This window comes from Niallia taxi (assembly GCF_004005475.1).
Taxonomy (GTDB): Bacteria; Bacillota; Bacilli; order Bacillales; family Cytobacillaceae; genus Niallia; species Niallia taxi.
In genome coordinates, this window is the sequence record NZ_RZTZ01000001.1 from 18,095 (window position 1) to 42,642 (window position 24,548).

Consider the following 24,548-nt stretch of genomic DNA (forward strand, 5'->3'; position numbering starts at 1 on the left):
ATTCAACATGATTCTACCAATAAAAACCGCTTTTTTTGATACCCAGTCACCAATGATCAACTATAAAGCGAATCAGCATTCTTGGAATAAAGGTTATAATGTTCCAGATTCCTTCGAGTACTATTTCAAACAAACTCTCTTTTAAAAAATCTTTAAATTTGCCTTGTTTTCTTTTTCTATATTTCATGTTTGAACTTCCCTTGTTTTATTTGGTTTTAGTTATATACGATAAGCGTTAGTAAATGTATCCTTTATCGCTTAATTGTTACGGGGTTGTCTTTGTTTATCTAGTAAAGCATGAAATCTCTTTTGTGCCTGCTTTCTTTTTATTAATGCATTAACACGAATGGGATTTTGCAGATAACTTCTAACCCTTCTATTCACAAAGAATAAACGACGATATTCTTCATCCTCATATAAATTCTTAAACCAAGAAAACTGGGTTAATTTCCCGATGTTTCTATCGATTTTTTTGGTATTTAAAGTAGTATCCATAAAAGGTGAACTAAAACTTAAAAAGCCAATTATTATTGCGACGACATAAGTAATTATAACTCCAATAGACTTCCATGGTTGTTTCACTTCTTCCTTCTTCCCTTTCATGACCGATGTAGTTGAACAAAACCTTTATAGACACCCTAATATTATCTACCCTCTTAAGCACCTGTATTAAATATTATATTATATCCTGAACGAATTAAGGTATTCTTCTTTACATATGGCAATCATTTTGGGTTTTACCGCATCTTTTTAGCGTATTGTAACAACTAAAAAGACCCTAGCATACTAAGGTCTTAAATAAAATCATGTATTCTTCCGATAATCTTGGTAATTTTTATTCCCGCCAGAAAGATTATAAACATCTTGAAAACCAATTTGGCGCAAAACATTTTGGGCCGCATTGCCAGTGACCCCACTGTTACAATAGGTTACTGTAGGGAGGTTGGGATCAAGCTCTTTACATTTTTCACGCAAGTCTGCTAGTGGTATATTTAGAGCGGTTTCCACTTTTGAGACATTGTATTGTTTTGGTGCTCTTGTATCAATTACTTGTATTGCTTCACCTTTTTCGATTCTTTCTGTTAGGTCTTTCGGTGTTATCAGCTTATTTTTCTTATCAATCGCATTTTGTAAGGCCATTCCTGTATACATGACAGGATCTTTTGCTGTGCTGAATGGAGGGGCATAAGCGAGATCAAGGTGAAACAGATCCTCTGCTTTTGCTTTAAATGTTATTGCTGTAACAAAAACATCTATTCTTTTATCAACGCCCTCTTCTCCTACGATTTGCACACCGAGAATCCTGCCTGTTTTTCTATCTGCAATGGCTTTAATGACTATTTCCTTTCCGCCAAGATACTCTGCTTTTGCTGGTTTTATATTATGAAGAACTTCGATATCAAAGCCTTCTGCCAATGCTTCTGTTTCATTCATTCCCGTTTGACCAATAGCCAAATCAAACACTCTTAGGATGCCTGTCCCTAAAACGCCTCTGTGCTCTAAAGTTCCGCCTGTGATAACATCTCCAGCAATTCTTCCCATCTTGTTTGCTGTACTTCCTAACGGGCGATAAATAGGTTTTCCAGTTATAACAGAGTAGCTTTCTGCTACATCGCCAACAGCATATATATGCGGCAGATTCGTTTGCATTTTGCTATTAACGGCAATAGCTCCTGTATCGCCAATTGTTACGCCGATTTCTTTTGCTAATTGTGTATTTGGGCGTACACCAACAGCTAATATAACCATATCCGTTTCTATCACTTTTCCTGACTTTGTTTGTATATCTGTCATACTAATAGCTGTTACTTCATCATTTAAAATAAGGGTGACTCCCTTTTTCACTAAGTGATCTTCCACACGTGACGCAATATCCTGATCGAGATGTGCCATTATATGATTACTGCGTTGAACGATCGTTACATCTAACCCTCGCTGAGTGAGTTGCTCAGCCATTTCAAGACCTATATATCCACCACCGATAATGGTTACATTCTTTGGTTGATTTGCCTTCATATAGCGATCAATAGCTGCAGTATGCTGAATAGTACGAACCTGGAAAACATGCTTCTGATCAGCGCCTGCAATATCTGGTGTAATCGGTGATGCTCCTGTTGCGAATACTAATACGTCATATGTATCTTCCTTCACTTCAGCTGTATCTAAATTTTTCACTTTTAGTTTCTTTTGCTTGGCATCAATCTGTATTACTTCATGTCGCGTAAAAATATCCACATTATAGCGTTTTTTGAAGGATGCAGCACTTCTTGGTGTTAAGGTATCTAACTCGGCTACTTCTCCGCCAAGGAAATACGGAATGCCGCAGCTAGAATAGGAGATATCATAGTCAGCATTATAAAGAGTGATTTCAGCTGTTTCATCGTTTCGCCTTGCTTTTGCTGCTACAGATGTACCTGCTGCTACAGAACCAATAATAATTATTTTCATGATATTAACCTCCAATATAAAATCTATATTTGACTATGTAAGAATGGAAAGCCACAAATATAAGCCGATTAAAGTAATCAAAAGGGTTGGTATCGTTAGGATGATTCCTGTTTTGAAATACGTTCCCCATGAAATTTTCATTCCCTTTTGTGATAAAACATGGAGCCATAATAAAGTTGCCAGTGAACCAATCGGTGTAATTTTCGGTCCTAAATCAGAACCAATAACATTTGCATATATTAAACCTTCCTTGATTACCCCAGAAGTATTAGTATTTGCGATAGCTAATGCATCTATCAGTACTGTTGGCAAGTTGTTCATTATGGACGAAATAATGGCAGCGATGAAGCCCATACTAAGTGTAGCGACAAATAATCCTTGGTCTGCTGCTGCTTGAATAATAGTAGCTAGTAAATCAGTTAACCCAACATTTCGAAGTCCATAAATGACAACATACATGCCAATCGAAAAGAAAACAATGGCCCATGGTGCCCCTTTTATTACATGCTTAATAGACACCGCAGAGCTTTTTCTAGCAATCAGCAGAAAGACGAACGCAATAACACACGCAACAAATGAAACGGGAATAGAAAGAAACTCACTCGCAAAATAGCCTATCAGCAATACAGCTAACATAAACCAAGATATCCGAAACATTTTTTTGTCTTTCAAAGCACTCATCGGGCTTTTCAAATGGCTTATATTATACAACCTTGGAATTTTCTTGCGGAAGTATAAATAAAGGACAAAAATGCTTGCGATGATTGAAAAGATCGTTGGAATGATCATTCTTGACGCGTATTCTACAAATCCAATCTGAAAGAAATCGGCAGACACGATATTAACTAGGTTGCTTACAACTAAAGGTAATGAAGTTGTATCTGCGATAAATCCACTTGCGATGATAAATGGAAAGACCATTTTTTCTTCTAATTTCAATGCTCGCACCATTGCCAGCACAATTGGTGTCAGTATAAGTGCTGCGCCATCATTAGCAAAAAGTGCGGCAACGATTGCACCTAAAACAGAAACGTAAATAAACATCTTTATCCCATTTCCACCAGCAATCCTTGCCATATGTAATGCAGCCCATTTAAAGAAGCCTATTTCATCTAATATCAATGAAATGATGATGATTGCAATAAATGCCAAAGTAGCATTCCACACAATCCCTGTTACGTCGACAACATCATGGAAATCAACCACCCCTGCAAGCAGAGCGAGTATCGCTCCTCCACAGGCAGACCAACCAATCGAAAGATTTTTGGGTTGCCAGATAACGAAAGTTAGTGTTAATAAAAAAATAATGATAGCTAAAAAAGTTTGTAGCAATGCTGTTACCCTCCGTTAATTACATATAATTCTCAACCCATTGTTTTCTAACCAAATAAATTTATCCCGCTCACTCGGAATATGCTTTAATACATCTTTTATCAACAGGAAATACACACTTTCCTTATTTAACGAGTAGACTACCCATTGCCCTTTTCTTTGTTCCTTCACAAGTCCAATATCGCGAAGCTTGCGAAGATGCTGACTGATTGCCGGCTGTGACATTTGAAAAATCTCCACAAATTCGCATACACAGCATTCCTGCTCTGCCAACATATTGACCATGGATAATCTAGTTTTATCTCCTAACAGCTTAAGCACATTCGCAGTCTCTTTTAATTCCAGCTTATCTTCTTGGTTCATAATGCTTCACCACCTTATTTAGGTTAGTCCCATATATAAGTATATGCTTATATTCAAATATTAAAAAGAGTTAATTTTACTTGAAGCTTTATTAACCCTTTTCCCGATTTTTCCGCCATTCAAATCCTAAACCTTTCTTTTAGAGTTTTTTTGCCTTTAAGAAGGATTTGGATTCGTTTTTAAAAATAGCAGTATTCCAGAAATATTGCTTATGTTATTATGAATAAGCAAATCTAATTTGAGGGTGATCGCTTGAGCGAAGAAAAATATAACGGTTATGATACAACAATAGTTTATGATTATAAGGAATACCCTGATGTTAAAAGCGGACGATGTGATAATTGCGACAATGCTCAATTCAAGAGCTCTGTTAAGGATTTCATTTTCATCCGTGAATGCCGTCAATGTGGTATGAAGAAAAGCATTTGACCCTTGTTGGGTCTTTTTTATTTACCTTAAAAAAACTTGCTGCATTTCAGCAAGACAACGTTCCATATTCAGGAGGTAGAAAGTGCAAAATAATTATTTCGTTCAAAACGCAGACGTAAGCACCATAAATAGTTTTTCATTTCCTAATGATGTGTTTAAATCAATTAATAATGGAATTAGAGATATAGATAATGAATTTCTTTCTACTTTGGTTCTGGAAACTGTGATTTTTGAAGAGATAACAAACGTGATTTGAAGAAGGAATATTCCAGCGCACCAATTTTCATCTGACGGTTTTATTATAAAAATAGATTCAATTGACCTATTAGAAGTACTTTGTGAATGTACCGTTGATTTAGTTTTAAATGGATTGAGTGCGTATATCTTCTTTGGAGAAGGACTTTCTGAAGAGGCTTTAGTTCCAACAACGAGCTGGAATAAACCAACCGAATTTAAAATGCTTAACTTTGAAAGTGTCGAAACATTTATCGATGTACAAGAGGTAGGACTCACTATATTTACAAGCAATGAAAAATACAACACACCTGAAAAGGTTACACACTATATATCAAAAGACTATCTGCTCGATAGAGAGAACAGTGATGTTTAAGGAACAAAGAAAAAAAGCAAATTTGATTCCATGGGAAAAAAACTACCTGTCCTCTACTAATTCGGACAGGTAGTTTTTTTCTAAGTCTTCGCAGGACAGTTCACACAGCAGTAGGCAATTTAAAGATTAATATTGTTCCAACGGCTTAAAATTACTGTCCTTCTCATATTTCAATACAGCAGATGGGTTTTTTCTCTCCAGCATATATATGGAACACACGCCAATTTCGCTATAGTTCCTTTGAGCTGCTCTTAACGATACACCTTTATTAGGCCCACCACTAAAATCTGGTTCATCTGCTTGAATTTCATCGTCATTCCATATACATACTTGACAAGTAAATCATTCACGACGATATTCTAATGTTTTATAACCACAACAAGGACATGTATAAAGTTTCTTTCCTCCCATATTTCACCCCATTATGTTACTTTAATTTTTTGTCTAAGAAGTGTAAGGACTCTATGTGAGGTTTGAATTTTCCCTTAAACTAATTACATCTTGGAGTTGAATGAAAATATGAAAAGATTAACCGAACGAGGTATCAATTTTACTAGGGAATATAATAGTATCATCTGTTAGCATTACACTGTGACATTTGATTAACATTTCCTTTAATCCATTAGGTGTACGGGTTTTATCATAGGCACATACGGAGATTATTCCCTTTTCATTTACAAACCGATCGACCTTTTTTTCATAAATTTCAATTTGGTTTAATATTTCCTTATCATCCCCCCACTCCACAAGTCCCCATGTCCATACAGGAATGTTGTTATCCAAGGAAGGCTGGATGCTTTGTTTATAATAAGCATATATTCGTTGAGGATCAAAACATTTATTTTCAAAATAAAAGTCAAAATTATTGATAAAAAGAACTTTGGCTATTTCACTTGAATTTAGTTTGTTATTTAAAGTTTCCTTTATTCTTGATATATTTCTGTCATTTTCAATGAGAATAATTTTAGAGCCTAATTTTACTCCAGAAGTTATAAAAGTTATTACATTCTGAAGGTACTTTTCTTGATTTTCAAAATGATAAAATATATGTCCTTCTTCCCCTTCAAAATAATGTAATAATTCTACCAATCGTGTATTCTCCACTTTTATATCTCCCTACGTTTATAACATTACTGGCTAAATTATACCCTTGCTATCCTAATTTGCAACTAATTTTCCCTGGTAATTTGAAATATAAACTAATAATCATGCAAGCTTGTAGTAAGTACATAATCGGCCCGCAGGTATTACCCCACACTATACTAACTGACGTTAGAAATTAGTAATCAACAAAAAAATGGAGTGACCGATTGGCCACTCCTCATTAATATTACAGACTACTCGTTTTCAAAATACAGGAAAAAGAAAGCAGCTTGCTACGAAAATCTACTTTAAGGAGTATTTGCGGCTATAACTTGCAATACCTCCATTACCCTCTGCTACATAACACGCTTAAACATCTTCTCCATCTCATAAGACGAATAATGCACAATAATCGGCCGGCCATGAGGGCATGTAAATGGATCTGATGTGTGGCGCAGCTCTTCAAGCAAGCTTTCGATCTCGACATTGCGCAGATGGCGGTTTGCCTTTATGGACCCTTTACAGCTCATCATGATGGCTGCTTCTTCACGCAGCAGCTTGATGTCGACTTTTTTCATGGAAAGGACTTGTTCAATCATTTCTTCGATTGTTTCTGTTTCTTCGTCCTTTGGGAACCATTGGGGATGAGAGCGGACGAGATAGCTTTGCTGGCCGAATGGTTCAAGGAAGACGCCGACCTTTTCGAGCTCTGCTTTATTCTCTTCAATTTTCATCCATTCGTCTAATGAATATTCTAGTGTTAGTGGAATCAACAGCTCCTGTAGCTCGTTATGAACCTCGCCGACCTTATCTCGATAGAACTCATATTTAATTCGTTCCTGGGCGGCATGCTGGTCAATAATGTACAGACCTCTTTCGTTTTGGGCGAAAATATATGTGCCATGCATTTGCCCAATTGGATATAATGGCGGGACGCGGTTTTCTGCGGCTACATCCTCAAGCACTTCCTCTTCCCATGTCTCCTCGTTATGTTCTGCTTCTGGCTTTTGAATTTGCGCGTAATTATCCGTACTATTAAACGCTGGAATAGACGGCTCCTTTCGGACAAACACTTCTGGCTCCTCTGTCACTGCAGGCACAGCTATGTCATCAAAAAGCGGCGGCTCATTTGTAAATGCCGGGAAGGCAAAGGGCTGTGCCGGTTGTGGTACTTCTGGTCGAGCCTCTTTCACTTGATCAAAGGAAAGAAACGTTTGTTCATCCTTAGGCGCTTTTGCTTTTTCACGGATGAAGCCAGCAGGAATCAATTCCTTTTTCTTGAATGCTGCCTTTATGCTTGCACTCACCAATTCATTTAACTCCTGCTCCTTGCTGAAGCGAACCTCCATTTTAGAAGGATGCACATTGACATCGACAAGCATCGGGTCCATTTCCACGTTTAAGAGCACAATCGGGAACCTGCCGATTGGCAGCAATGTATGGTAGCCCTCCTGAATACTTCGTACAAGCGAGTAGTTCTTAATGAACCTGCCATTAATCATTGTTGAGATATAATTGCGGGATGCTCTTGTGATTTCAGGCAATGCCATGAATCCTGATAAAGTAAAGTCCAATGATTTCCCTGTGATTGGAATCATCTTCTTGGCGATATTTAAGCCATATATACTAGCTAAAACCTGCCTCACATCGCCATTCCCATTCGTATGAAGGAGCTTTCTGTCATTATGGATGAGGCGGAAGCTGATCTCAGGATGTGATAATGCAAGCCTGTTGACAATGTCCGTTATATTGCCGAGCTCTGTATGAATGGATTTCATATACTTAAGCCTGGCAGGGGTGTTAAAGAATAAATTGGAAACCGTTATTTCTGTTCCTTTTCGGCTAGGCGCGCTCTCGTGCTTCTTTAGATGTCCGCCTTCAAGCTCTACACTTGTTCCCTTTTCCCCAGTTGATGTAGTTAAAAGCACATGGGAGACAGAGGCGATACTCGGCAGCGCCTCGCCTCTGAAGCCTAGTGTGCGGATACGAAACAAATCATTTTCGTCCTTGATCTTGCTTGTCGCATGGCGGGAAAAGGCTGTGAGTACATCCTCCTCGTCAATTCCTGCACCGTTATCGAGAATTCGAATACTTTGCAGTCCCGCTTCCTCAATAAAAATTTCGATGTTTGTGCTTTGCGCATCAATGCTGTTTTCTACTAATTCTTTAACAACAGAGGCTGGCCTTTCAACTACTTCTCCTGCTGCAATTTTATTGGAAAGTGCGTCATCCAGTTGAAATATCTTTGCCATTTTCCTCACCTCTTCTTTTATTTGCACTTAGTCATTTTTTATTTTTTTATGCAGTTCATAAAGCGTATTTAATGCTTGCATTGGTGTCATATCTAAAATATCTAATGATTTAATCTTTTGCAGGATTTGTTTTTCCTTACCTGCCAATGGCTTAGCCGCTGGTGCTTTACCTTCATCAAAAAAAGACAGCTGGGCATCTGCCTCCACCTCAACAACCGGTGCTTGCTCCTTCACTATTGTCTGCGGCTTGGCCACTTGCTTGTGTTCCTCTTTTTGCTCAAGGGATGTAAGCAGCTCTTGTGCTCTGTCAATCAGCTCTTTCGGAAGCTCTGCCAATTGAGCAACATGAATTCCGTAGCTTTTGTCTGCCGCGCCTTCTTTGATTTTATGAAGGAAAACAACCTTGCCGTTTTGCTCCATTGCGCTGACATGGACGTTTTTGAGGCGGCCAAGCTCCTCGTCTAATACAGTCAGCTCGTGATAATGGGTGGAGAATAATGTTTTTGCGCCAACAATGTCATGGATATGCTCGATGATTGCCTGAGCAAGGGCCATTCCATCATATGTGCTTGTCCCTCTTCCGATTTCATCAAACAATATCAGACTGTCCTTTGTCGCATGAAGAAGGGCATTTCGCGCCTCCAGCATCTCTACCATAAAGGTGCTTTGTCCAGAAATCAAATCATCTGCCGCCCCGATCCTTGTGAATACCTGGTCGAAGATTGGCAATGTTGCCTCCTCTGCCGGAACAAAGCAGCCGATTTGGGCAAGGACGCTAGTTAAAGCAATCTGTCTCATATACGTACTTTTACCTGACATATTCGGACCAGTAATAAGCAGCAGCTCTCTATCCCTGTCCATTAAACAGCCATTGGCAACATAGCTCTGTGAATTCATGACCTTTTCCACGACAGGATGGCGTCCATTTTGAATGGAAAGTACTCTTTCAGATGAAAAGGCCGGTTTCACATAACGGCGCTCCTCACTTACCGTTGCAAAGCACTGGAGCACATCGAGGGCACTGACTGTTTTTGCTAGCATCTGCAGTCTTGGAATATAGTCTTTAACTGTTTCGCGAATAATCGTGAAAATATCATATTCCAGCTCTACGATTTTTTCTTCTGCCTGTAGAATAAGGCTTTCCTTTTCCTTCAACTCAGGCGTAATATAGCGTTCGGCATTTGCTAATGTTTGCTTCCGTTCATACTGGCCTTCCTCAAGCAAATGAACATTTGCTCTTGTCACTTCAATATAGTAGCCAAAGACACGGTTATAGCCGATTTTCAGCGATTTTATGCCTGTTTTTTCCCGTTCTTGTCTCTCAAGCTGCGCAATCCATGTTTTCCCGTTACGGCTCGCATCACGGTACCTGTCTAATTCTTCATTATAGCCGTCTAAAATGATATTGCCTTCCTTTACAGACAGTGGAGGATTTTCGACAATTGCACTTTCTAGTAGGTCTGTCACCTCTTCACAAGGATCCAATTCCAGTGCGAGTCTGCTTGCTGCATCTGTTCCAAGCTGTGCTACCAGCTCTTGAATTGCCGGAATTTGCTGCAGTGATTTTTTCAATTGCACAAGATCACGGGCATTGACGTTGCCGAATGCAACCCGACCTGCAAGTCTTTCGAGATCGTACACTTCCTTCAGCTTTTCACGAAGATCCATTCTTTCAAAATAATGGCTTATCATCGTCTCAACCAAATTTTGCCTTTCAGCGATTTTCTCCTTATTTAAAAGGGGACGGTCGATCCATTGCTTTAAAAGCCTGCCTCCCATTGCTGTCTTCGTTTCATCTAACAGCCACAGTAAAGAGCCTTTTTTCCCTTTTGAGCGAATCGTTTCTGTCAGCTCTAAATTTCTTTTCGAGAAGTAATCGATTTTCATGAAATCATCAATCACATACACAGCAACAGGCTGCAAATGATCGAGATTTCTTTTTTGCGTTCTGTAAAGGTAAGCAAACAATCGTCCCACAGCAAGACGCATCTCTTCATCGAGCACATCAGCTAACAATGCTTCATATTGCTCAAGCCCTTGCGTATCCTCTTCATAGGAAACAGTCAATGCAGTCCGCTCCTGCAGGCGCTTTTTGCTCTCTTCCGGGAAATTAGGGCTAATGATAAGCTCCTTAGCTCCTGATAAAGACAGTTCATTCAAAGTTGCTTCAAATCCGATCGTTTTCGTTGCTTTGCATTCTCCTGTAGACAGATCACTGTAGGCAAATCCATAGGAATTGTTACCTAATACGGTGATTGTAGCGATATAATTATTTTCCTTATCGGAAAGGTTTCTTCCCTCCATCATCGTTCCAGGGGTAATCAACTGAACGACTTCTCTGCGGACAACTCCCTTTGCTTGCTTCGGGTCCTCTGTCTGCTCACAGATTGCCACCTTGTAGCCGCGCTCAACTAGCTGCTCAATATAATTTTTCGCCGAATGGTGGGGAACGCCGCACATCGGAATTCGTTCACTACCACCGCCTTCTCTGCTCGTTAGTGTGATTTCTAATTCTTGTGATGCTTTAATTGCATCATCAAAAAACATTTCGTAAAAATCGCCTAAACGAAAAAATAAAAAGGCATCCTGATAATCTGCCTTTACTTGTAAGTATTGTTGTATCATGGGCGTATACGTCGTCATAAAATCCTCCAAAAGCATAACTCATATTTCAATTTATTATTCTACCATTATAGCATAATCGACCAGCATGTTTCAGGTGGTTCCTTCTGCCAGAAAAAAATGGTTTGCAGGCATCCGCAAACCATCTCATATGTGTGAAAAAATAAGAACTAGGAAGTCACTCCTAGTTCTATTCTTCTTCAGATCCTACAAGGAAATCAGGATTCAAATCTTCAAACTCTTCATCCTCTACATCCAAGCCCCATACATCATCGCCATCATGTTCTTTGTGCTCTGGGAATACTTCTACAACTATCTTTGTTTCCCCGATTACTTCCACTAGGAATTCTCTTTCGACATGGACGATAATTTTGTTGCCATTTGGTGAAATGACTGCTTCAATGCAGTTTGGCTGTTGAAGAACACGTGCAATTACATCGTGATCATCAAGGCAATCTGGATCACGGTATTTCAATTTCACGGTATCTGTATATTCAACTCGTTCTGTCACGACTTCTGTTTGTGTGTTGTCGTTATAGGAATACCAAACGTTGATATCGTAGTAGCCGCAAATCTCTACTGTCTTTCCAATCTTTTCCGCTTCGTACGTATGGTTGATGATCCAGCACCCTAAAATGCTGGAAGGGCTGTTGTCTGGGCAGATCGTATGGTTGGATTTTGTAAATTTACGTCCTTTCGCAACGACTGCCTTTGTAATAATCTCTCTATATTCTCCCATTTTCGAGCGAAACCTCCTCATTCATTTTCATTTCATCCTATGCGGGATAGGAGACTAGTGTGCGATAATTTTTGAAGCATACAAATTAAAGCTTAAGCCTAATTCATTGTATGAAAATGACGGGCAAATGTGCCGAAGTTCGAGAGATTTTCTAGACGAACAACATGAATTCTTCCTGGATGACAATTACGAATGATTTTTTCTCTTAGCCTGCTTGATAAACCTGCATTCTGTACGCAACAGCTTCTGAAAACCTTTTTACAGGACTTGCGCTAATCGAATCATATCTTTACATTTAATACCGTTTTCGATTATTTCCTCTTCATAATCTGTAAAAAAATCAAATTCTACGCCAACAATACGGAAACCGCATTTTTGATAAAAAGCAAGCTGGTCAATGCTCGAATTGCCTGTGCCAACCTCGATTTTCTTAAATCCTTCCAGCCTTGCCCTGCTTACAGCATCCTTTACAAGCAGCTTCCCGATGCCCCTATTTTGCACCTTTTCTTCTATAGCAATATTTACTAATTCCACCGTGCCTGGTTTTGTCGGCAGCAACACGTATACAGCTTGTAATGTTGAATCCTCCTCGGCAATATAACAATTCCCTCTTCTTAAGTAGTCATTTATATGCTCAAGCGAAGGATCTGCTGACAGGAGCAGCTTTAACGGTGCAGCTTCATCCTCTAATTTGCGTATTTTCATAACACATCACTCCTTTATCATGTACCTAAATCGTTTGACATGAAAGAACCTGCATAATAAAAAGTCCAAACACTTATTGGACTCAAAAGATGCAGCAACTCATTATGAAGGCTTATTACATTAAATGTTCCGTACAATTATAAAGACTGCACTCCCATATGCTGTTAACTAACTTCAATGAAGTTAATGATGAATTTTTAAGGGATTGGTCGTACATTGCTTTTGGTATCAGTTCAGACATGGTGGCATTCAACAAGGCTCCATGGCTGACTATCAAGGTGTTTTGAACGGGTGTCACTGCCAGCTCCTTTACAAAGGATTGGGTGCGTGCTTTAACGCTTGCGCTGCTTTCAATACCTAAATCCTGCTCACGCCAGTTCATTCCCCACCTGGCTATTCTTTCTGCTTCTGTCGTTCCTTCTATCAAGCCGCCATTTGTTTCGCGTAATCTTTCATCTAACACTAATTTAATTTGCAGCTTATTGGCGATTATTTCTGCTGTTTGCCTTGCTCGTGTTAAATCACTTGAATAAATAATTTTCCAATCGCCCTCTTGAAGGCGTTCTGCAAGCAGCTTTGCGCCTTTAAGCCCTTCTTCGTCTAAAGGAATGTCTGAGCTTCCCTGTGCTCTCCCCTCTTTATTCCAAGCAGTACTGCCATGCCTAATTAAGCCTAATTCCATCTGCTTTTCCCTCGTTTCTTTATAATTCATAAAAAAAATTCCATTGCCACTAGGCTAGAAAATTTTCAAGAGCCCTGTTCATCGCACTATCCTTCACTCAAAAGATTGTCTTCTTTAATTCGTCACACCGATACTTAACTCCTGTTAATACCACCTATAAAATATCACATAAAAGGATAAAAATTGAAATAATTGTTCATTCTATACTTAGTAGAAAAAGGAGGAATATATGTGGAACAAACACTTTATGACAAAGTAGGCGGAGAAGCTGCCATTTCAAAGGTAGTTGATTATTTTTACAATGAGTTAGTATTAAAGGATGAATCAGTTAGTCATTTTTTCGAACACACAAATATGGAAAAACAGCGCAGCCACCAAACAAAATTCATCAGCTTTGCATTAGGTGGTCCAAAGCAATATGGAGGCAAAGCAATGGCAAAAGCCCACGAGGGAATGAATATTCAGCCAGAACATTTCCAGGCGATCGTCAAACACCTGCATGCAGCACTTGCACATTACGGAGTTGGGGAAGAGGATATCCAAACAGCCTTAGAGAAGGTTGGCACATTAAAGGATGATATTCTATACAAATAAAAAAGCGAAAGAAGGAGCATCCTTCTTTCGCTTTTCATCATTTTATTTTGGTTTAGACAAATCATCACGACTTACCGCATGTGGCGGTTCTTCCATCCAGCCATTTTCCATCATAATTTTAGCACCGTTCGAAACGAACAGCATAATGTTCATAAGCGACTTTGAGTACATCAGACCGATATCATGTCGGCCATTAACAGCAAGCGAATTTCCAAACGCTCTTATTTTCATGGAAAACATGTCCACTTTATGAAAAAGCATTAATTTATCTGAAAAAGGCGCAAATGTTGATGTTGTCACAAGATCATCTAAAAATGCTGGTGATGGCAGGTTTTCCTTATGAAGATGGCCCATATAACTTTCCAGATTTTTATGTGTCATCTCTTTCCCTCTTACAAAGAGGCTTTTCACCTTTTCGTGCCTTGCCACTTGGCTAAAGCCTAAAATAAGCGCCTTACTCGTGACATTGTTTTCAATATTGTCATAAAGATGGGCAATCTCCATTGCATGCAATGGTCTGACCTTCCCTAAATAGCCGTTAAGAAAATCCTCATTTGCAAATTCCGGTCTTTCTGGGACAGGGATATACGGCGGCTTCATAATAAGCCCCTTTTTCATTTGGATTGATTTGATTTGTTCAATAAGAGCAATCGTTGCATCCATACAATAAATGAAAAATTCACTAACATCCTTCCGGTAGACGATTGGTATCGCAATTTGGTAAATGCTCAAGCCAGCCTTCGCTGCATACTTTAAGTAATGAACATAGAATTCATCCTCAAATAATCTTGGTGCATTTATATTGACATCCTTTTCTGTAAAGCCGATTGGATAAGGAATATTCTCTTTGTCGAAAATTCCCTTTGTCGTGTCCAAAAATACCGTTGACAATTTTATGGCATCTTGCAAGAGTGATTTAATTTCTTGATCCTCACAATGCTGCAAATAATACCTTAAAATACACAAGGACATGCTGTTACCCATATAAGTTGCCCACAGCTTTGCCATTTCGGTTGATGTTAGCCTTTCGCCAGAACTGGATTTATGTGCGCCTATTTTAATCGGTTTGATTGTATTCAAGGCATTTTCCTCCACGAATCATTTTGCTTATTTTTAACGTGAAGGATATACTTTATGCAATGGAATAATCTAGCAGAACAAACCTTATAGCAATCCTACCATTTGCAAACCGTGAACAATGCCGTCCTCATCAACTGATTTTGTCACATATTTGGCAGCAGCCTTAATATGGTCCTCTGCATTGCCCATTGCCACACTATTATATATTGCTGTCAGCATTTCCATATCATTTTCTCCATCACCAAATGCATATTGATTGCTTTTTGCAATGCCAAGCTTTTCTGTCATTTTTGCTATGCCCCTTGCCTTTGATCCTCCTTTTGGAAGGACATCGACAGACAATGGATGCCATCTGACAAAATCAAAATCCTCAAAGATTTCCTCGTATTGCTTCTCTTCACCCTCTTGACAAAACAGAAGGGACTGGAAGAGATCTCTGCCTTTATAGTAAAGAGGATCATGTGTCGGGAAGCGGCCGATTTTAAGTGTTTGGATGCTTTCTTGGATAAAGGCATGCTCTACAACATTTGCCTTCATATCCTCGTGATCCATATATACAATAGGATGGTCATTAAGAAGCGCCGTTTCTGCTAGTCTCTCTAACGCAAGGATATTTAATGGATTCTTATAAATGACTTCGCCCTTAAAAACAACATATTGGCCGTTGTAGCTAACATAAGAATCAATCTCTAATTCCTTGCGCAGATCCTCATACATGAACGGCGCTCTGCCTGTTGCTATCGCTACTTCATGACCTTTTTTCTTTAATTGAAAGACAGCTTCCTTTGCAGACTGTGGAAGTTGCTTTTCATGTGTTAGTAAAGTCCCATCTATATCAAAAAAAATAATACTTTTCTCTTTCATTTCATTCCCTGCTTTCCATAAGTTGATTTTCCTGCTGCCAAACAAATTGTTATTTCTATATTAAAAATAAGCCCTTTATTTTAACAGCTCTCATTTGCACTAAGTTTATGTTATGAAACGCATTTCAGGTCAATAACGAAATGCTTCATCATATGTAAACGAATTACTCCCCAATTATTTTTTTATTTTTTTCTAATGTTTTATACAAGAAATAGCAGCTTACTGAACATAATAGCGCAAGCAGCCCGATGAATCCGTACCCAAACTTCAAGCCAATCACAGCACTGTTTGCAGCACCAAAATTACCTGCGATAATCCTTGCTCCGTCAATTATCAGCCCTATCAAAAAATTGCCGATAACGCTTGCAATTCCCATTAATGTAACAGTGAAGGTTATTGCTGTACCCGTCTTTTTCGGATAACGCTTTGCAAGAAGTGCCATTATTGTTGGATAAACGATGGCAATGCCTATGCCTGATATCGCATATAAAATTGCACCCTTTTCACCAATTAGAATAGCTGCTAGCGTACAAATGCCTGAGAAGCCTGAAAATATCATGATCGATAACGCAATGCCTATTTTATCTGTTATCGGTCCAAGAAAAAGCCTCGCAAGCATAAAGAATAGAAAAAACAATGACAGCATATTGGACGCCTGCTTCAAATCCCAATTATACGCCTGCACTAAAAAGTTTATGAGCCAGCCACCGATCGCCATTTCTGATACAACGCCTAAAGAAAGGACGGCGACAATCAGCCAAGCAACCCGATCCTTCATCAGTGCCTTAAAGGAAGCGGTTTCTCCGTCTTCATGCTCTTCTGCCGGAAATTTACTAAAAAGCGACGGGATAATTGGCAGTAAGGACAATGCTAGGAAGAGAACATACATACCGCGCCAGCCAAGCGCCCCTGCTCCCACCTGCCAATCCATTACAGATGCAGCAAACATTGGAGCAACAGTGGAGCTTAATCCATAAAAGAAATGGGAAATGTTGAGCATTGTGCCTGTGTTTCTTGTGAAAATGCGGGCTGCCATAATGCCAAGAGCGATTTCTAGCATGCCATTGCCTAAATACAAAATGAAAAAGGAAAAAGATACTGTCTTAAATCCTGCAGATAAGTAAATGAATACACCTGATAATGCCATAATGAGAAAGGCGGATGTCCCTGTCCATTTAACACCTATTTTATCAGACATCCAAGAGGTGTAGGAGCATGCAAGGAGATAACCAAATGAGTTTAATGCCAAAAGCAACCCAATCTGTGTCTGGCTTGCATGGAAGTCTGCCTGGATAAGCGGGATAGCAGGTCCTTTAATATTTTCCGAAAATCCAAATATTAAAAAACCTCCAAATACAATGCTTATAAGCAAATATTGATTCCATTTCGTGTTACTCTTTGTGCTTTGCATTATTGCACCTGCAGCGCTTTGTTTGTTTAAGTTCCCCATAATTATTCCCTTTCTATATTTATTAAGGAGTTGGTGTTAGTCAGAGATTTTCCCATGCACATCGCTTCACTATTGGATTGGTTGCCGTAGCTTTAATACGCTGACAGCCATGTTTTTCATAAAATCCTTCTTGTTTTTACAGGAATGGATGTAAGGCCTTTGGCTTGTGGCTTCCTCTCTAAAAAAGCAAGGATGTGATCCAATGCCTGCGTGACTATACTTCGCATACATTTTCTTCCGTTCTGCTTAGCCTACGAATAAGGACGTAATCCGCATCCACAAGCTGCTTTTGTTCTACCACATGCGGATTTTCTTTGTTACCAGTAAAGTTCATTTTTCCTCCTAACATTTTTGCGATGTATTTCCTTTTGTTATATTAAGGAAGATTCCAATTAATAACTAGCGCGACATATAACGACGAAATTTCCTCCGATATTAAATTCTTTATAAAGCTTCGATATTCCTGCATTCGTTTTATGCAAGAAAACAAACTAGTTAACCTTACGTTTTTTCTTAAAATACATAAAATTGTTGGATTTTTTCCTGTTAGCTGGCAATCATTATGGTAAACTATATTTTGCAATTCATATTCCTGATAATTGCTGCAAATAATAGAAAAAGGAGAAGGAGAATAGACATGCATGAGAAATTAAAAACCATCCCCTCCCTTTCCTCCAATTCGATTTATATGGGATTAATACTAGCTATTGTTGGGGGATTCCTTGATGCTTACACCTTTGTCAGCAGAGACGGTGTGTTTGCAAATGCCCAAACAGGCAATATGGTGCTGCTCGCTGTTAAAGCAGCAAATGGCGAATGGAAAGGGGCACTTTTGTACATCCCTCCGCTCGTTGCTTTTGTATTAGGGGTGCTTGTTTCTGAAATTGTGAAAATCCCGCATATACGGCATCTCGTCTACAGCTATCGCCGCTCCATCCTCATTTTAGAGTTCTTCGTACTCTTAGTTATCGGCTTCCTGCCAATGAGCGTGCCAAACATGATTGTTACTGTCAGCATTGCATTCGTATCTTCGCTGCAAATATCGACATTTAATAAAATTGATAAATGGGCTTATAATTCAACCATTGCAACTGGTAATCTCAGGACTGCCACACAAGCTGCATATGCTGCCTTTGTAAGCCATGACAAAGAGGCGAAACGGCAGTTTATTGATTTCGGGGTAATTATTGGCTCCTTTTTATTTGGTGCCTTGCTTGGGACCTTTTCCACAACCTATATTGGAAAAACATCTATTTGGATTGCTGCTGCTTTCCTTATTGTTGCTATTCTTTTATATCACCGTGATAAAGGCTACTATAGAAAAGCATCCCTTCAATAAAAAACGAGTAATAAAGCATGCTTTGTAAATAGCAAAAAACCCGCAGCTTTTATACCGCGGGCTTTTGCTATTTGTCATGTTCCTGCTCTTATAGAGTGAAGCCTAAATATAGTACAATAATAAGCGCGACGACAAACTGAATCCATAAAACGACTGTTTTCTTGCCTTTTTTTGTACGGATGAGAATCATCTCAAGTGACGCAATCACCCATAATCCTACTAATGTTTTCAAAGTGTGCATTACATCAAGACCTGTGTATGTTAGCATCGTTACACCAGTACCAATAATCGCTAAATACATCAGCCTTAATACCATATGGACGATTTTACTGCCCTTTTCTTTGCCACCTTTGTACAAAAGTAATGAAATGACAAACAGGATAAGAGCCAACGACCATGCTGTTATATGTATATGTCCCAAACTTTCCCCCTCCTTTCCCTCTCAAAATAGTAACATAGAATAAAAAAAAATATCCAATAAAACTATCATTTTCGACAAACCCAAGTTGCAATTAACTGAAAACGCACTCAAACCTTGTAAATCCGTAAATAAACCGCTTTTAAATTACCGTTTTTCTATCTTCCGAGTAACGAAACATCTCAGAAACTCTTGAAATTTTAATTTTAATCATTTAACATAGTGAACGTTGTTTATAAAAAAGCAAGAAGATTAAAACTGATACAATTTTTTCAGCCATTGTAAATGTCACCATGTTGTTACACTAATTTCTAGTAATTCTAAACTTTTTAATACTTTATGATATATTGCCTTGTCATTTTCCAACTACTACAGGCAATATTTTTATCGTTTTCGAAATTGCAAGGACTAAAAAACCCTAAAGACATTTCATTTAAAAGTTTAAATATGTGAATGAAAGGCATTCTAAAGACAGACAAACATGTGGTAACATCTGATAAATTTTCATTTGGCTATAATTTTTTGAAAATTGCTATTCTATTTACGATTTCGCCAACTAAGGCCGTGTAGAGGTATTTTCAAGCAATTAACTTTTATATTGATTTAAGTTTTGGAGGTTTTATTGTGTCAACTAAAGTACCATTTTCATTTATCGTTATTATTGGTCTCATGTTGTTTGCATTATTTTTTGGGGCTGGTAATCTTATCTTCCCGGCAATGCTCGGTCAATCAGCAGGCAGTGAAATTTGGTCCGCGAATGCAGGCTTCCTTGTAACTGGTGTAGGTTTGCCACTTCTTGGGGTTATGGCCTTTGGGTTTTCCGGCAAAGAGGATCTGCAATCATTGGCTAGCCGTGTGCATCCAATGTTCGGACTTGTTTTTACAACTGTATTATATTTGGCAATTGGCCCATTATTTGCAATCCCGCGTACTGGAAATGTTTCCTTTGAAATCGGCGTTAAGCCATTTGTTTCTGAAAGTTCCACCGGCATTGCACTATTAATTTTTACCGTTATCTTTTTTACTATTACTTGCTTCTTATCACTGAACCCAGCGAAAATCGTCGATATTGTCGGCCGTTTTTTAACACCAATTAAATTGACGTTTATCGGCATCCTAGTTGTTGTTTCTGTGATTTTCCCAATCGGCAAATTCCAGGCACCTTCAGAGAAGTATATGACTAACTCCTTCTTTAACGGTTTCCAAGAAGGATACTTAACAATGGATACACTGGCGTCCTTCGTATTCGGAATAATCATTATTAATGCTATTCGCGAAAAAGGAGCCAAAACAAAAGGACAAATTTTAAAGGTTTGCTTAATGGCAACATTAATTGCCGCTGTTATTCTTGCAGCTATTTATTCAGCCCTTTCCTATATGGGTGCATCAAGTGTAGAAAAGCTTGGACATTTGGATAATGGTGGAGAAGTATTAGCGCGTGTATCTGAATTTTACTTTGGAACTTACGGCGGAGTATTGTTAGGCTTAATGATTACTGTTGCTTGTTTAACTACAAGTGTTGGCTTAATAACAGCTTGCTCTTCTTATTTCCATAAGCTTTTCCCTGCTATCTCCTATAAAGTAATCGCAATAAGTCTTTCCGTATTCAGTGCTATTATTGCAAATGTTGGACTTACTGAGTTGATAGCCATTTCTGTACCTGTTTTAACTATCATTTATCCTTTGGCAATAGTGCTGATATTCTTAACATTCCTTCATCCCCTATTCAAGGGTAGATCTGGAGTATATCAAATCAGTATGTTGTTTACCTTTATTATCAGCCTTGTGGACAGCCTCCAGGAAACAGCATTGAAGGTTCCTGCACTGGATTCCTTCTTCGCAAGCTTTCTGCCAATGTACGGCATTGGCTTAGGATGGATTGTCCCAGCTATTATTGGTGGCTTGATTGGATACGTATTGAATTTTAAGCAGGACGATGCTTTACTTAATAATGAATAAATAAATAAGCTTGAATGTGGCTGACCTCGTTGTCAGCCACATTTTTTATGAAAAAACAAGCCTATAATATGTTGCTTATTCGATGTATAGTACAATTTATTAAGAGGAAGGGACTGTTCATCATTGTTTTATAAATTAACAAAAGAACAACAGGAAGTAATGATTTCTGATATCCAAACTTTTTTCTCCCAAGAAAGAGAGGAGGAAATTTCCGAATTTGCGGCAGAACGAGTGCTTGATTTTTTCAAGGAAACAATTGCGCCCCATTTTTATAATATGGCAATTTCTGATGCGAAAAAGCTAGTAGAAGAGCAATTTATGGCGATTGAGGATGAAATATTGACATTGGAAAAACCAATCAGGAAATGATAAACAAAGCAATATAGGGATAATTACGTGTTGGAAAGCTAACTTTAGCAAAAGAAGAAACTTGCTTTAAAGGAGAGGGTTCACTCGTCATGCGTAAAACATTGCTTGCAGTGCTGCTCGCTGCTTTTCTCGGTATGATGATGACTGGCTGTGACGAAATTAACCCGGGCACAAGGATGAAATTGGCGATAAGAGATTAATGATAAAGAATAAGGCATCGATTTCAATCGATGCCTTTTCAAAAATTGCAGATGTGCAAGCTTGCTTTAAAAGCAAGCCTTAACTGCCGTTATTAGCATATTTCAGTTCATATCTCTTTTTTCTAGCAAGCCTGAAAGCCCCTCGATAATTGTGCCTCACTGTATTATTCCATCTGTACCCACAAGTGGCAGCACTTTTATTCATCACTACGGCAACCTCTTCAAAGGCAGCAATTGCTGTACTACCCTCACGGATATGCCTTAATACTGTTTCAGCAAGTAAAGCATCTTGTTCTCTCGTAAATGTATCTGGCATTTTATCACCTTTGTTCGTCTTGATTAATCTTAATATCGACACGAAACAGTCTAGGTTTAGTGCCATTTTATATTTCTGCCTAAAACTTTTATCCAAGCAAATTTTATCTTTAGCTAGGAAAGCAGGATTATTGTTAAGCAAAAGCCTTCCGCTATTTTTTATAAACTGACTGAAATCGAATTTTGGTTTGCTGCATAAGCGTCTAAAATAGTCTTCCTTAAAACAATTGTAGTCTATTAGACATTATTATTGCTTAGCTCCATTCTCGAAGTATTCTTCAAGTGTCCAGTCCTTATCCTTCATTATTTTCGCGGCTTCTTTGCCAACATAACGATAGTGCCAAGGTTCATATTCATATTGAGTAATATCTACCTTATCTTTTGGATAGCGCAGGATAAATCCGTACTTATAGGCATTTGCCATTAACCATTTGCCTTCCTTATCCTCGCCAAATTCCTCTGTTAACAGGAAATTTTGCTTTTGAGACGTGATGTCCATCGCTAAGCCACTTTGATGCTCACTTGAGCCAGGGATAGCAACAGCCTGTTCTGCTTCCTCCTCTCCTACATTGGCAACCTCTTGCTTAAATACTGCAGATTGTCTGTCGTACGAGCGGTATCCTGATGCTGCATAAAGAATGTTTCCCTCTTCTTTTGCTGCATTAAACATATCAGCTAGTGCCTCTGCCGCTTCTTTTCTCATATGGCTTTTTTCTATATCCTCATCACCAAAAGAAAACGCAACATCTGGTCTGACGAGATCCTTTGGTTCATAATCACTCGGCAAATAATATTCCTTATTGACAAGTGCTAACATATTTTCTGGATTTTCAAGCACAAAGTGCCCATCTTCTTTTTTTACTTTATTTTGGTTTTGTGTGGGGATTGTCCACTCTGTTTTTGGCGTCTCTTCCTTTTTAACAGTATCCTGCTGTGAGGCAGATTGATTAGTGTTTTCCTTTTGCTGATTATCTTGTTGGATCGTGCTGCAGCCGCTTAACATTAAAGCAATGGCTGACGCTGTAAGTACTTTTTTCATGTTTTCACCTTTCTCTTGTTGCTTTACAACTTATTTCTATTACTCACTTTTTTATAAAGGGAATATTATCATTATAAATTTGTTTGTACATAAAACCATTACAAATGAATAACAAAACTAAAAAAACTAGATTACACACCCAACATGGATTTGTGATTATTGGATTACCAACATAAAAACAGTCCTTTCATGTAACAATAAAAAGACTAAACTTTTTGGAGGGAATGCCAGTATGCCTAAGGAGTCAGGCAATATCCATGTAGAGACAGAGGCACATAAAGATGGCTCAAGAGAAGGCATCATCGCAAACGCTAATGGTGATCAGATGGGAATGAAAACAGATGCAGGAAAAACAGATGCCAATCCTTTTCATGTTGATTCACTAAAAGCAGATGCTAATATGCAGCAATTTAGTCATACACTAAATGATGCATTTCCTAAAAAATAGGAAAACAGGATGCGCAGGCATCCTGTTTCTATCTTAGTCCAAATCTTTCCTTTGCAATCGCCTGAAATTCTTCTTTGTTGATCTCTTGCTTGTGTTTATTTCCGTCTGTCCATTCTGTAAAGGAGTCTTGTGATAGTACCATACTTCCTTTATCTGTCAACATACTTACAAGCGGACCTTTATTAAAGCGCGAATCAGGATGCTCAACAATTGTTTTTTGCATTTCAATCATATCCTTTACATCACGAAAAGCTACGGTTGATTGGAAGGCATATCCTAGCGTCCAATCCTCACTTTTATCCTTCAGCTTCATATAGAAACAATAGTCTCCATACTCAGTCTCTTCTTGCTTTACTTGAAATTGTCCGTTTGCAGAGTGAATAATTTCACCATCAAGGGGCACTGGTTTTAACGGCAGGTTTGCACCGTATCCAGAATCGACAATATAACGTTTCCCATTCTCCTCAAGCAGGATGGTAGCATGTGTAGCACCTGTTTTACTCCAAATATTATTTACAGCATCATAAGTGATTCCCTTTAACATGGTTACTTGGAAGCCGTTTTCAAGTAAAAACAGGTAGAGCAGTGGATTTAAATCAAAACAAAGACCGCCTTCATGCCGTCCGATAACCTTTTCCATTAAGTATTGTTCTGAGATAGCCTCTGTTCTTCCTTCGATAATGGCTGTATTTTCAAACGGTACCGTTTTAGCCATTCTTTCCAGAACAAATTCTAAAGTTTGAAATGTAATAACCTCATCAAGAGGAAAGCCGATTCTTTCGCGAAAGCTTTTATTGATTTGTTGCATATAATTACTCCCTTTCTTCTAGTGGAAGGCTTTCTCCTTGCAGCACAAGTACTGTCATGCCTTCCTCACTGCCAGATTCATGGCCTTCTCCTTTTTCCCAAAGAACGCCCTCACCTGCCTGTATCACTTGTTCTAGCTTATCAGCACCTTTTATCCAGCCTTTCCCTTCCATAACAATAAAGGCTTGAGCAACAGGGGCCTCATGATAGCCAACCATTCCGCCTGGCTCCATATGGATAATCCCAATATTGACTGGTTCATCTGTTCTCATTATTTTCGTGTAATAAGCAGACATAGACTGATAATTGCCAATCTCTTTTCCTGTGAGCTTATTAAATGACATTATTTTCTTCATGCACTTCCACCTCTTGTCCAATCTATTATCGCATAGTTAAATTCA

General features: G+C 38.6%; 27 protein-coding genes and 1 pseudogene. 8 read left to right on the forward strand and 20 right to left on the reverse strand.

Going from position 1 to position 24,548, the window contains the following annotated elements; translation table 11 throughout:
- Positions 1–46: 46 nt before the first annotated feature.
- From EM808_RS28430 to EM808_RS00135, 5 genes are all read right to left on the reverse strand, one after another.
- Entirely contained in the window at positions 47–187 is a 141-nt protein-coding gene (locus tag EM808_RS28430) for a hypothetical protein (RefSeq protein ID WP_164849541.1), read from the reverse strand.
- 71 nt (positions 188–258) lie between these two features.
- Positions 259–582 carry a hypothetical protein gene (locus EM808_RS00120; protein ID WP_235856530.1) on the reverse strand — a complete coding sequence of 108 codons (324 nt, stop codon included), beginning with the start codon at positions 580–582 and terminating at the stop codon, positions 259–261.
- A gap of 222 nt (positions 583–804) precedes the next feature.
- On the reverse strand, positions 805–2,448 hold the full coding sequence (locus EM808_RS00125) for an FAD-dependent oxidoreductase (protein ID WP_127734273.1): 1,644 nt from the start codon (positions 2,446–2,448) through the stop codon (positions 805–807).
- 33 nt (positions 2,449–2,481) lie between these two features.
- Positions 2,482–3,780, reverse strand: a complete 1,299-nt coding sequence (locus tag EM808_RS00130) for an arsenic transporter (RefSeq protein ID WP_127734275.1) — start codon at positions 3,778–3,780, stop codon at positions 2,482–2,484.
- Between the two features lie 15 nt (positions 3,781–3,795).
- Positions 3,796–4,143 carry an ArsR/SmtB family transcription factor gene (locus tag EM808_RS00135; RefSeq protein WP_164849542.1) on the reverse strand — a complete coding sequence of 116 codons (348 nt, stop codon included), beginning with the start codon at positions 4,141–4,143 and terminating at the stop codon, positions 3,796–3,798.
- A gap of 252 nt (positions 4,144–4,395) precedes the next feature.
- On the opposite strand from EM808_RS00135, the gene EM808_RS00140 reads away from it, so the two are divergent.
- The 3 genes from EM808_RS00140 (at position 4,396) to EM808_RS29025 (ending at position 5,182) form a co-directional block, all read left to right on the forward strand.
- On the forward strand, positions 4,396–4,572 hold the full coding sequence (locus EM808_RS00140) for a hypothetical protein (protein ID WP_127734276.1): 177 nt from the start codon (positions 4,396–4,398) through the stop codon (positions 4,570–4,572).
- 82 nt (positions 4,573–4,654) lie between these two features.
- Positions 4,655–4,828, forward strand: a complete 174-nt coding sequence (locus tag EM808_RS29020) for a hypothetical protein (RefSeq protein WP_235856532.1) — start codon at positions 4,655–4,657, stop codon at positions 4,826–4,828.
- Between the two features lie 114 nt (positions 4,829–4,942).
- Positions 4,943–5,182 carry a hypothetical protein gene (locus tag EM808_RS29025; RefSeq protein WP_235856533.1) on the forward strand — a complete coding sequence of 80 codons (240 nt, stop codon included), beginning with the start codon at positions 4,943–4,945 and terminating at the stop codon, positions 5,180–5,182.
- 126 nt (positions 5,183–5,308) lie between these two features.
- Here EM808_RS29025 and EM808_RS29735 read toward each other — a convergent pair whose 3' ends face one another.
- The 7 genes from EM808_RS29735 to EM808_RS00180 form a co-directional block, all read right to left on the reverse strand.
- Positions 5,309–5,506 carry a CPCC family cysteine-rich protein gene (locus EM808_RS29735; RefSeq protein ID WP_412759290.1) on the reverse strand — a complete coding sequence of 66 codons (198 nt, stop codon included), beginning with the start codon at positions 5,504–5,506 and terminating at the stop codon, positions 5,309–5,311.
- 204 nt (positions 5,507–5,710) lie between these two features.
- Complete coding sequence (locus EM808_RS00155; RefSeq protein WP_164849543.1) at positions 5,711–6,286, reverse strand: MEDS domain-containing protein; 576 nt, start codon at positions 6,284–6,286, stop codon at positions 5,711–5,713.
- Positions 6,287–6,621: 335 nt separating this feature from the next.
- Positions 6,622–8,517 (reverse strand): DNA mismatch repair endonuclease MutL, encoded by a 1,896-nt coding sequence (mutL, locus tag EM808_RS00160; protein ID WP_127734280.1) that lies wholly within the window; start codon positions 8,515–8,517, stop codon positions 6,622–6,624.
- Between the two features lie 27 nt (positions 8,518–8,544).
- Positions 8,545–11,160 (reverse strand): DNA mismatch repair protein MutS, encoded by a 2,616-nt coding sequence (mutS, locus tag EM808_RS00165; protein ID WP_127734282.1) that lies wholly within the window; start codon positions 11,158–11,160, stop codon positions 8,545–8,547.
- A gap of 169 nt (positions 11,161–11,329) precedes the next feature.
- Positions 11,330–11,878, reverse strand: coding sequence for an outer spore coat protein CotE (locus tag EM808_RS00170; RefSeq protein ID WP_127734284.1), 549 nt, complete (start codon positions 11,876–11,878; stop codon positions 11,330–11,332).
- Between the two features lie 258 nt (positions 11,879–12,136).
- Positions 12,137–12,583 carry a GNAT family N-acetyltransferase gene (locus EM808_RS00175; protein ID WP_127734286.1) on the reverse strand — a complete coding sequence of 149 codons (447 nt, stop codon included), beginning with the start codon at positions 12,581–12,583 and terminating at the stop codon, positions 12,137–12,139.
- A gap of 115 nt (positions 12,584–12,698) precedes the next feature.
- A complete protein-coding gene (locus EM808_RS00180) occupies positions 12,699–13,295 on the reverse strand; it encodes a histidine phosphatase family protein (protein ID WP_235856534.1) in 597 nt (198 codons plus the stop codon).
- A gap of 201 nt (positions 13,296–13,496) precedes the next feature.
- On the opposite strand from EM808_RS00180, the gene EM808_RS00185 reads away from it, so the two are divergent.
- Positions 13,497–13,859 (forward strand): group I truncated hemoglobin, encoded by a 363-nt coding sequence (locus EM808_RS00185; RefSeq protein ID WP_127734288.1) that lies wholly within the window; start codon positions 13,497–13,499, stop codon positions 13,857–13,859.
- A gap of 42 nt (positions 13,860–13,901) precedes the next feature.
- On the opposite strand, the gene EM808_RS00190 is transcribed toward EM808_RS00185, so the two are convergent.
- The 3 genes from EM808_RS00190 to EM808_RS00200 all read right to left on the reverse strand — a co-directional run bounded on the left by EM808_RS00190 (position 13,902) and on the right by EM808_RS00200 (position 17,253).
- The gene (locus EM808_RS00190) at positions 13,902–14,939 is read right to left on the reverse strand and encodes a DUF3231 family protein (protein WP_127734290.1); all 1,038 of its coding nucleotides are present in this window, start codon (positions 14,937–14,939) and stop codon (positions 13,902–13,904) included.
- A gap of 84 nt (positions 14,940–15,023) precedes the next feature.
- On the reverse strand, positions 15,024–15,803 hold the full coding sequence (locus tag EM808_RS00195; protein ID WP_127734292.1) for a Cof-type HAD-IIB family hydrolase: 780 nt from the start codon (positions 15,801–15,803) through the stop codon (positions 15,024–15,026).
- Positions 15,804–15,966: 163 nt separating this feature from the next.
- A complete protein-coding gene (locus EM808_RS00200; RefSeq protein ID WP_412973733.1) occupies positions 15,967–17,253 on the reverse strand; it encodes an MFS transporter in 1,287 nt (428 codons plus the stop codon).
- A gap of 637 nt (positions 17,254–17,890) precedes the next feature.
- Here EM808_RS00200 and EM808_RS00205 point away from each other — a divergent pair.
- Positions 17,891–18,592, forward strand: a complete 702-nt coding sequence (locus EM808_RS00205; RefSeq protein WP_127734294.1) for a YoaK family protein — start codon at positions 17,891–17,893, stop codon at positions 18,590–18,592.
- Between the two features lie 88 nt (positions 18,593–18,680).
- On the opposite strand, the gene EM808_RS00210 is transcribed toward EM808_RS00205, so the two are convergent.
- On the reverse strand, positions 18,681–19,013 hold the full coding sequence (locus tag EM808_RS00210; protein ID WP_127734296.1) for a YisL family protein: 333 nt from the start codon (positions 19,011–19,013) through the stop codon (positions 18,681–18,683).
- 621 nt (positions 19,014–19,634) lie between these two features.
- Between EM808_RS00210 and brnQ the strand changes: the two genes are divergently transcribed.
- On the forward strand, positions 19,635–20,969 hold the full coding sequence (gene brnQ / locus EM808_RS00215) for a branched-chain amino acid transport system II carrier protein (protein WP_127734298.1): 1,335 nt from the start codon (positions 19,635–19,637) through the stop codon (positions 20,967–20,969).
- A gap of 123 nt (positions 20,970–21,092) precedes the next feature.
- Positions 21,093–21,338, forward strand: coding sequence for a DUF2164 domain-containing protein (locus EM808_RS00220; RefSeq protein WP_127734300.1), 246 nt, complete (start codon positions 21,093–21,095; stop codon positions 21,336–21,338).
- 300 nt (positions 21,339–21,638) lie between these two features.
- Here the strand turns inward: EM808_RS00220 and EM808_RS00225 are convergent.
- Together EM808_RS00225 and EM808_RS00230 are read right to left on the reverse strand one after the other, a co-directional pair.
- Positions 21,639–21,854 (reverse strand): annotated as a pseudogene (locus EM808_RS00225) (RsfA family transcriptional regulator); the annotation flags it as partial.
- A 246-nt stretch (positions 21,855–22,100) separates the two neighbouring features.
- The gene (locus EM808_RS00230; protein ID WP_127734304.1) at positions 22,101–22,892 is read right to left on the reverse strand and encodes a M15 family metallopeptidase; all 792 of its coding nucleotides are present in this window, start codon (positions 22,890–22,892) and stop codon (positions 22,101–22,103) included.
- Positions 22,893–23,124: 232 nt separating this feature from the next.
- On the opposite strand from EM808_RS00230, the gene EM808_RS00235 reads away from it, so the two are divergent.
- Complete coding sequence (locus tag EM808_RS00235) at positions 23,125–23,340, forward strand: hypothetical protein (protein WP_127734306.1); 216 nt, start codon at positions 23,125–23,127, stop codon at positions 23,338–23,340.
- Positions 23,341–23,368: 28 nt separating this feature from the next.
- On the opposite strand, the gene EM808_RS00240 is transcribed toward EM808_RS00235, so the two are convergent.
- Both EM808_RS00240 and EM808_RS00245 read right to left on the reverse strand, forming a co-directional pair.
- Positions 23,369–24,148 carry an arylamine N-acetyltransferase family protein gene (locus EM808_RS00240; protein WP_127734308.1) on the reverse strand — a complete coding sequence of 260 codons (780 nt, stop codon included), beginning with the start codon at positions 24,146–24,148 and terminating at the stop codon, positions 23,369–23,371.
- Positions 24,149–24,152: 4 nt separating this feature from the next.
- Positions 24,153–24,503 carry a cupin domain-containing protein gene (locus EM808_RS00245; protein ID WP_127734310.1) on the reverse strand — a complete coding sequence of 117 codons (351 nt, stop codon included), beginning with the start codon at positions 24,501–24,503 and terminating at the stop codon, positions 24,153–24,155.
- Positions 24,504–24,548: the final 45 nt, after the last annotated feature.

What these genes read in the sequence shown, in the direction of transcription:
- EM808_RS28430 (WP_164849541.1), bottom strand. Translation starts at nt 187, where the DNA reads ATGAAATATAGAAAAAGAAAACAAGGCAAATTTAAAGATTTTTTAAAA.
- EM808_RS00125 (WP_127734273.1), bottom strand. Translation starts at nt 2,448, where the DNA reads ATGAAAATAATTATTATTGGTTCTGTAGCAGCAGGTACATCTGTAGCA.
- EM808_RS00135 (WP_164849542.1), bottom strand. Translation starts at nt 4,143, where the DNA reads ATGAACCAAGAAGATAAGCTGGAATTAAAAGAGACTGCGAATGTGCTT.
- mutL (WP_127734280.1), bottom strand. Translation starts at nt 8,517, where the DNA reads ATGGCAAAGATATTTCAACTGGATGACGCACTTTCCAATAAAATTGCA.
- mutS (WP_127734282.1), bottom strand. Translation starts at nt 11,160, where the DNA reads ATGACGACGTATACGCCCATGATACAACAATACTTACAAGTAAAGGCA.
- EM808_RS00170 (WP_127734284.1), bottom strand. Translation starts at nt 11,878, where the DNA reads ATGGGAGAATATAGAGAGATTATTACAAAGGCAGTCGTTGCGAAAGGA.
- EM808_RS00175 (WP_127734286.1), bottom strand. Translation starts at nt 12,583, where the DNA reads ATGAAAATACGCAAATTAGAGGATGAAGCTGCACCGTTAAAGCTGCTC.
- EM808_RS00180 (WP_235856534.1), bottom strand. Translation starts at nt 13,295, where the DNA reads ATGAATTATAAAGAAACGAGGGAAAAGCAGATGGAATTAGGCTTAATT.
- EM808_RS00195 (WP_127734292.1), bottom strand. Translation starts at nt 15,803, where the DNA reads ATGAAAGAGAAAAGTATTATTTTTTTTGATATAGATGGGACTTTACTA.
- EM808_RS00200 (WP_412973733.1), bottom strand. Translation starts at nt 17,253, where the DNA reads ATGGGGAACTTAAACAAACAAAGCGCTGCAGGTGCAATAATGCAAAGC.
- EM808_RS00205 (WP_127734294.1), top strand. Translation starts at nt 17,891, where the DNA reads ATGCATGAGAAATTAAAAACCATCCCCTCCCTTTCCTCCAATTCGATT.
- EM808_RS00230 (WP_127734304.1), bottom strand. Translation starts at nt 22,892, where the DNA reads ATGAAAAAAGTACTTACAGCGTCAGCCATTGCTTTAATGTTAAGCGGC.
- EM808_RS00235 (WP_127734306.1), top strand. Translation starts at nt 23,125, where the DNA reads ATGCCTAAGGAGTCAGGCAATATCCATGTAGAGACAGAGGCACATAAA.
- EM808_RS00240 (WP_127734308.1), bottom strand. Translation starts at nt 24,148, where the DNA reads ATGCAACAAATCAATAAAAGCTTTCGCGAAAGAATCGGCTTTCCTCTT.
- EM808_RS00245 (WP_127734310.1), bottom strand. Translation starts at nt 24,503, where the DNA reads ATGAAGAAAATAATGTCATTTAATAAGCTCACAGGAAAAGAGATTGGC.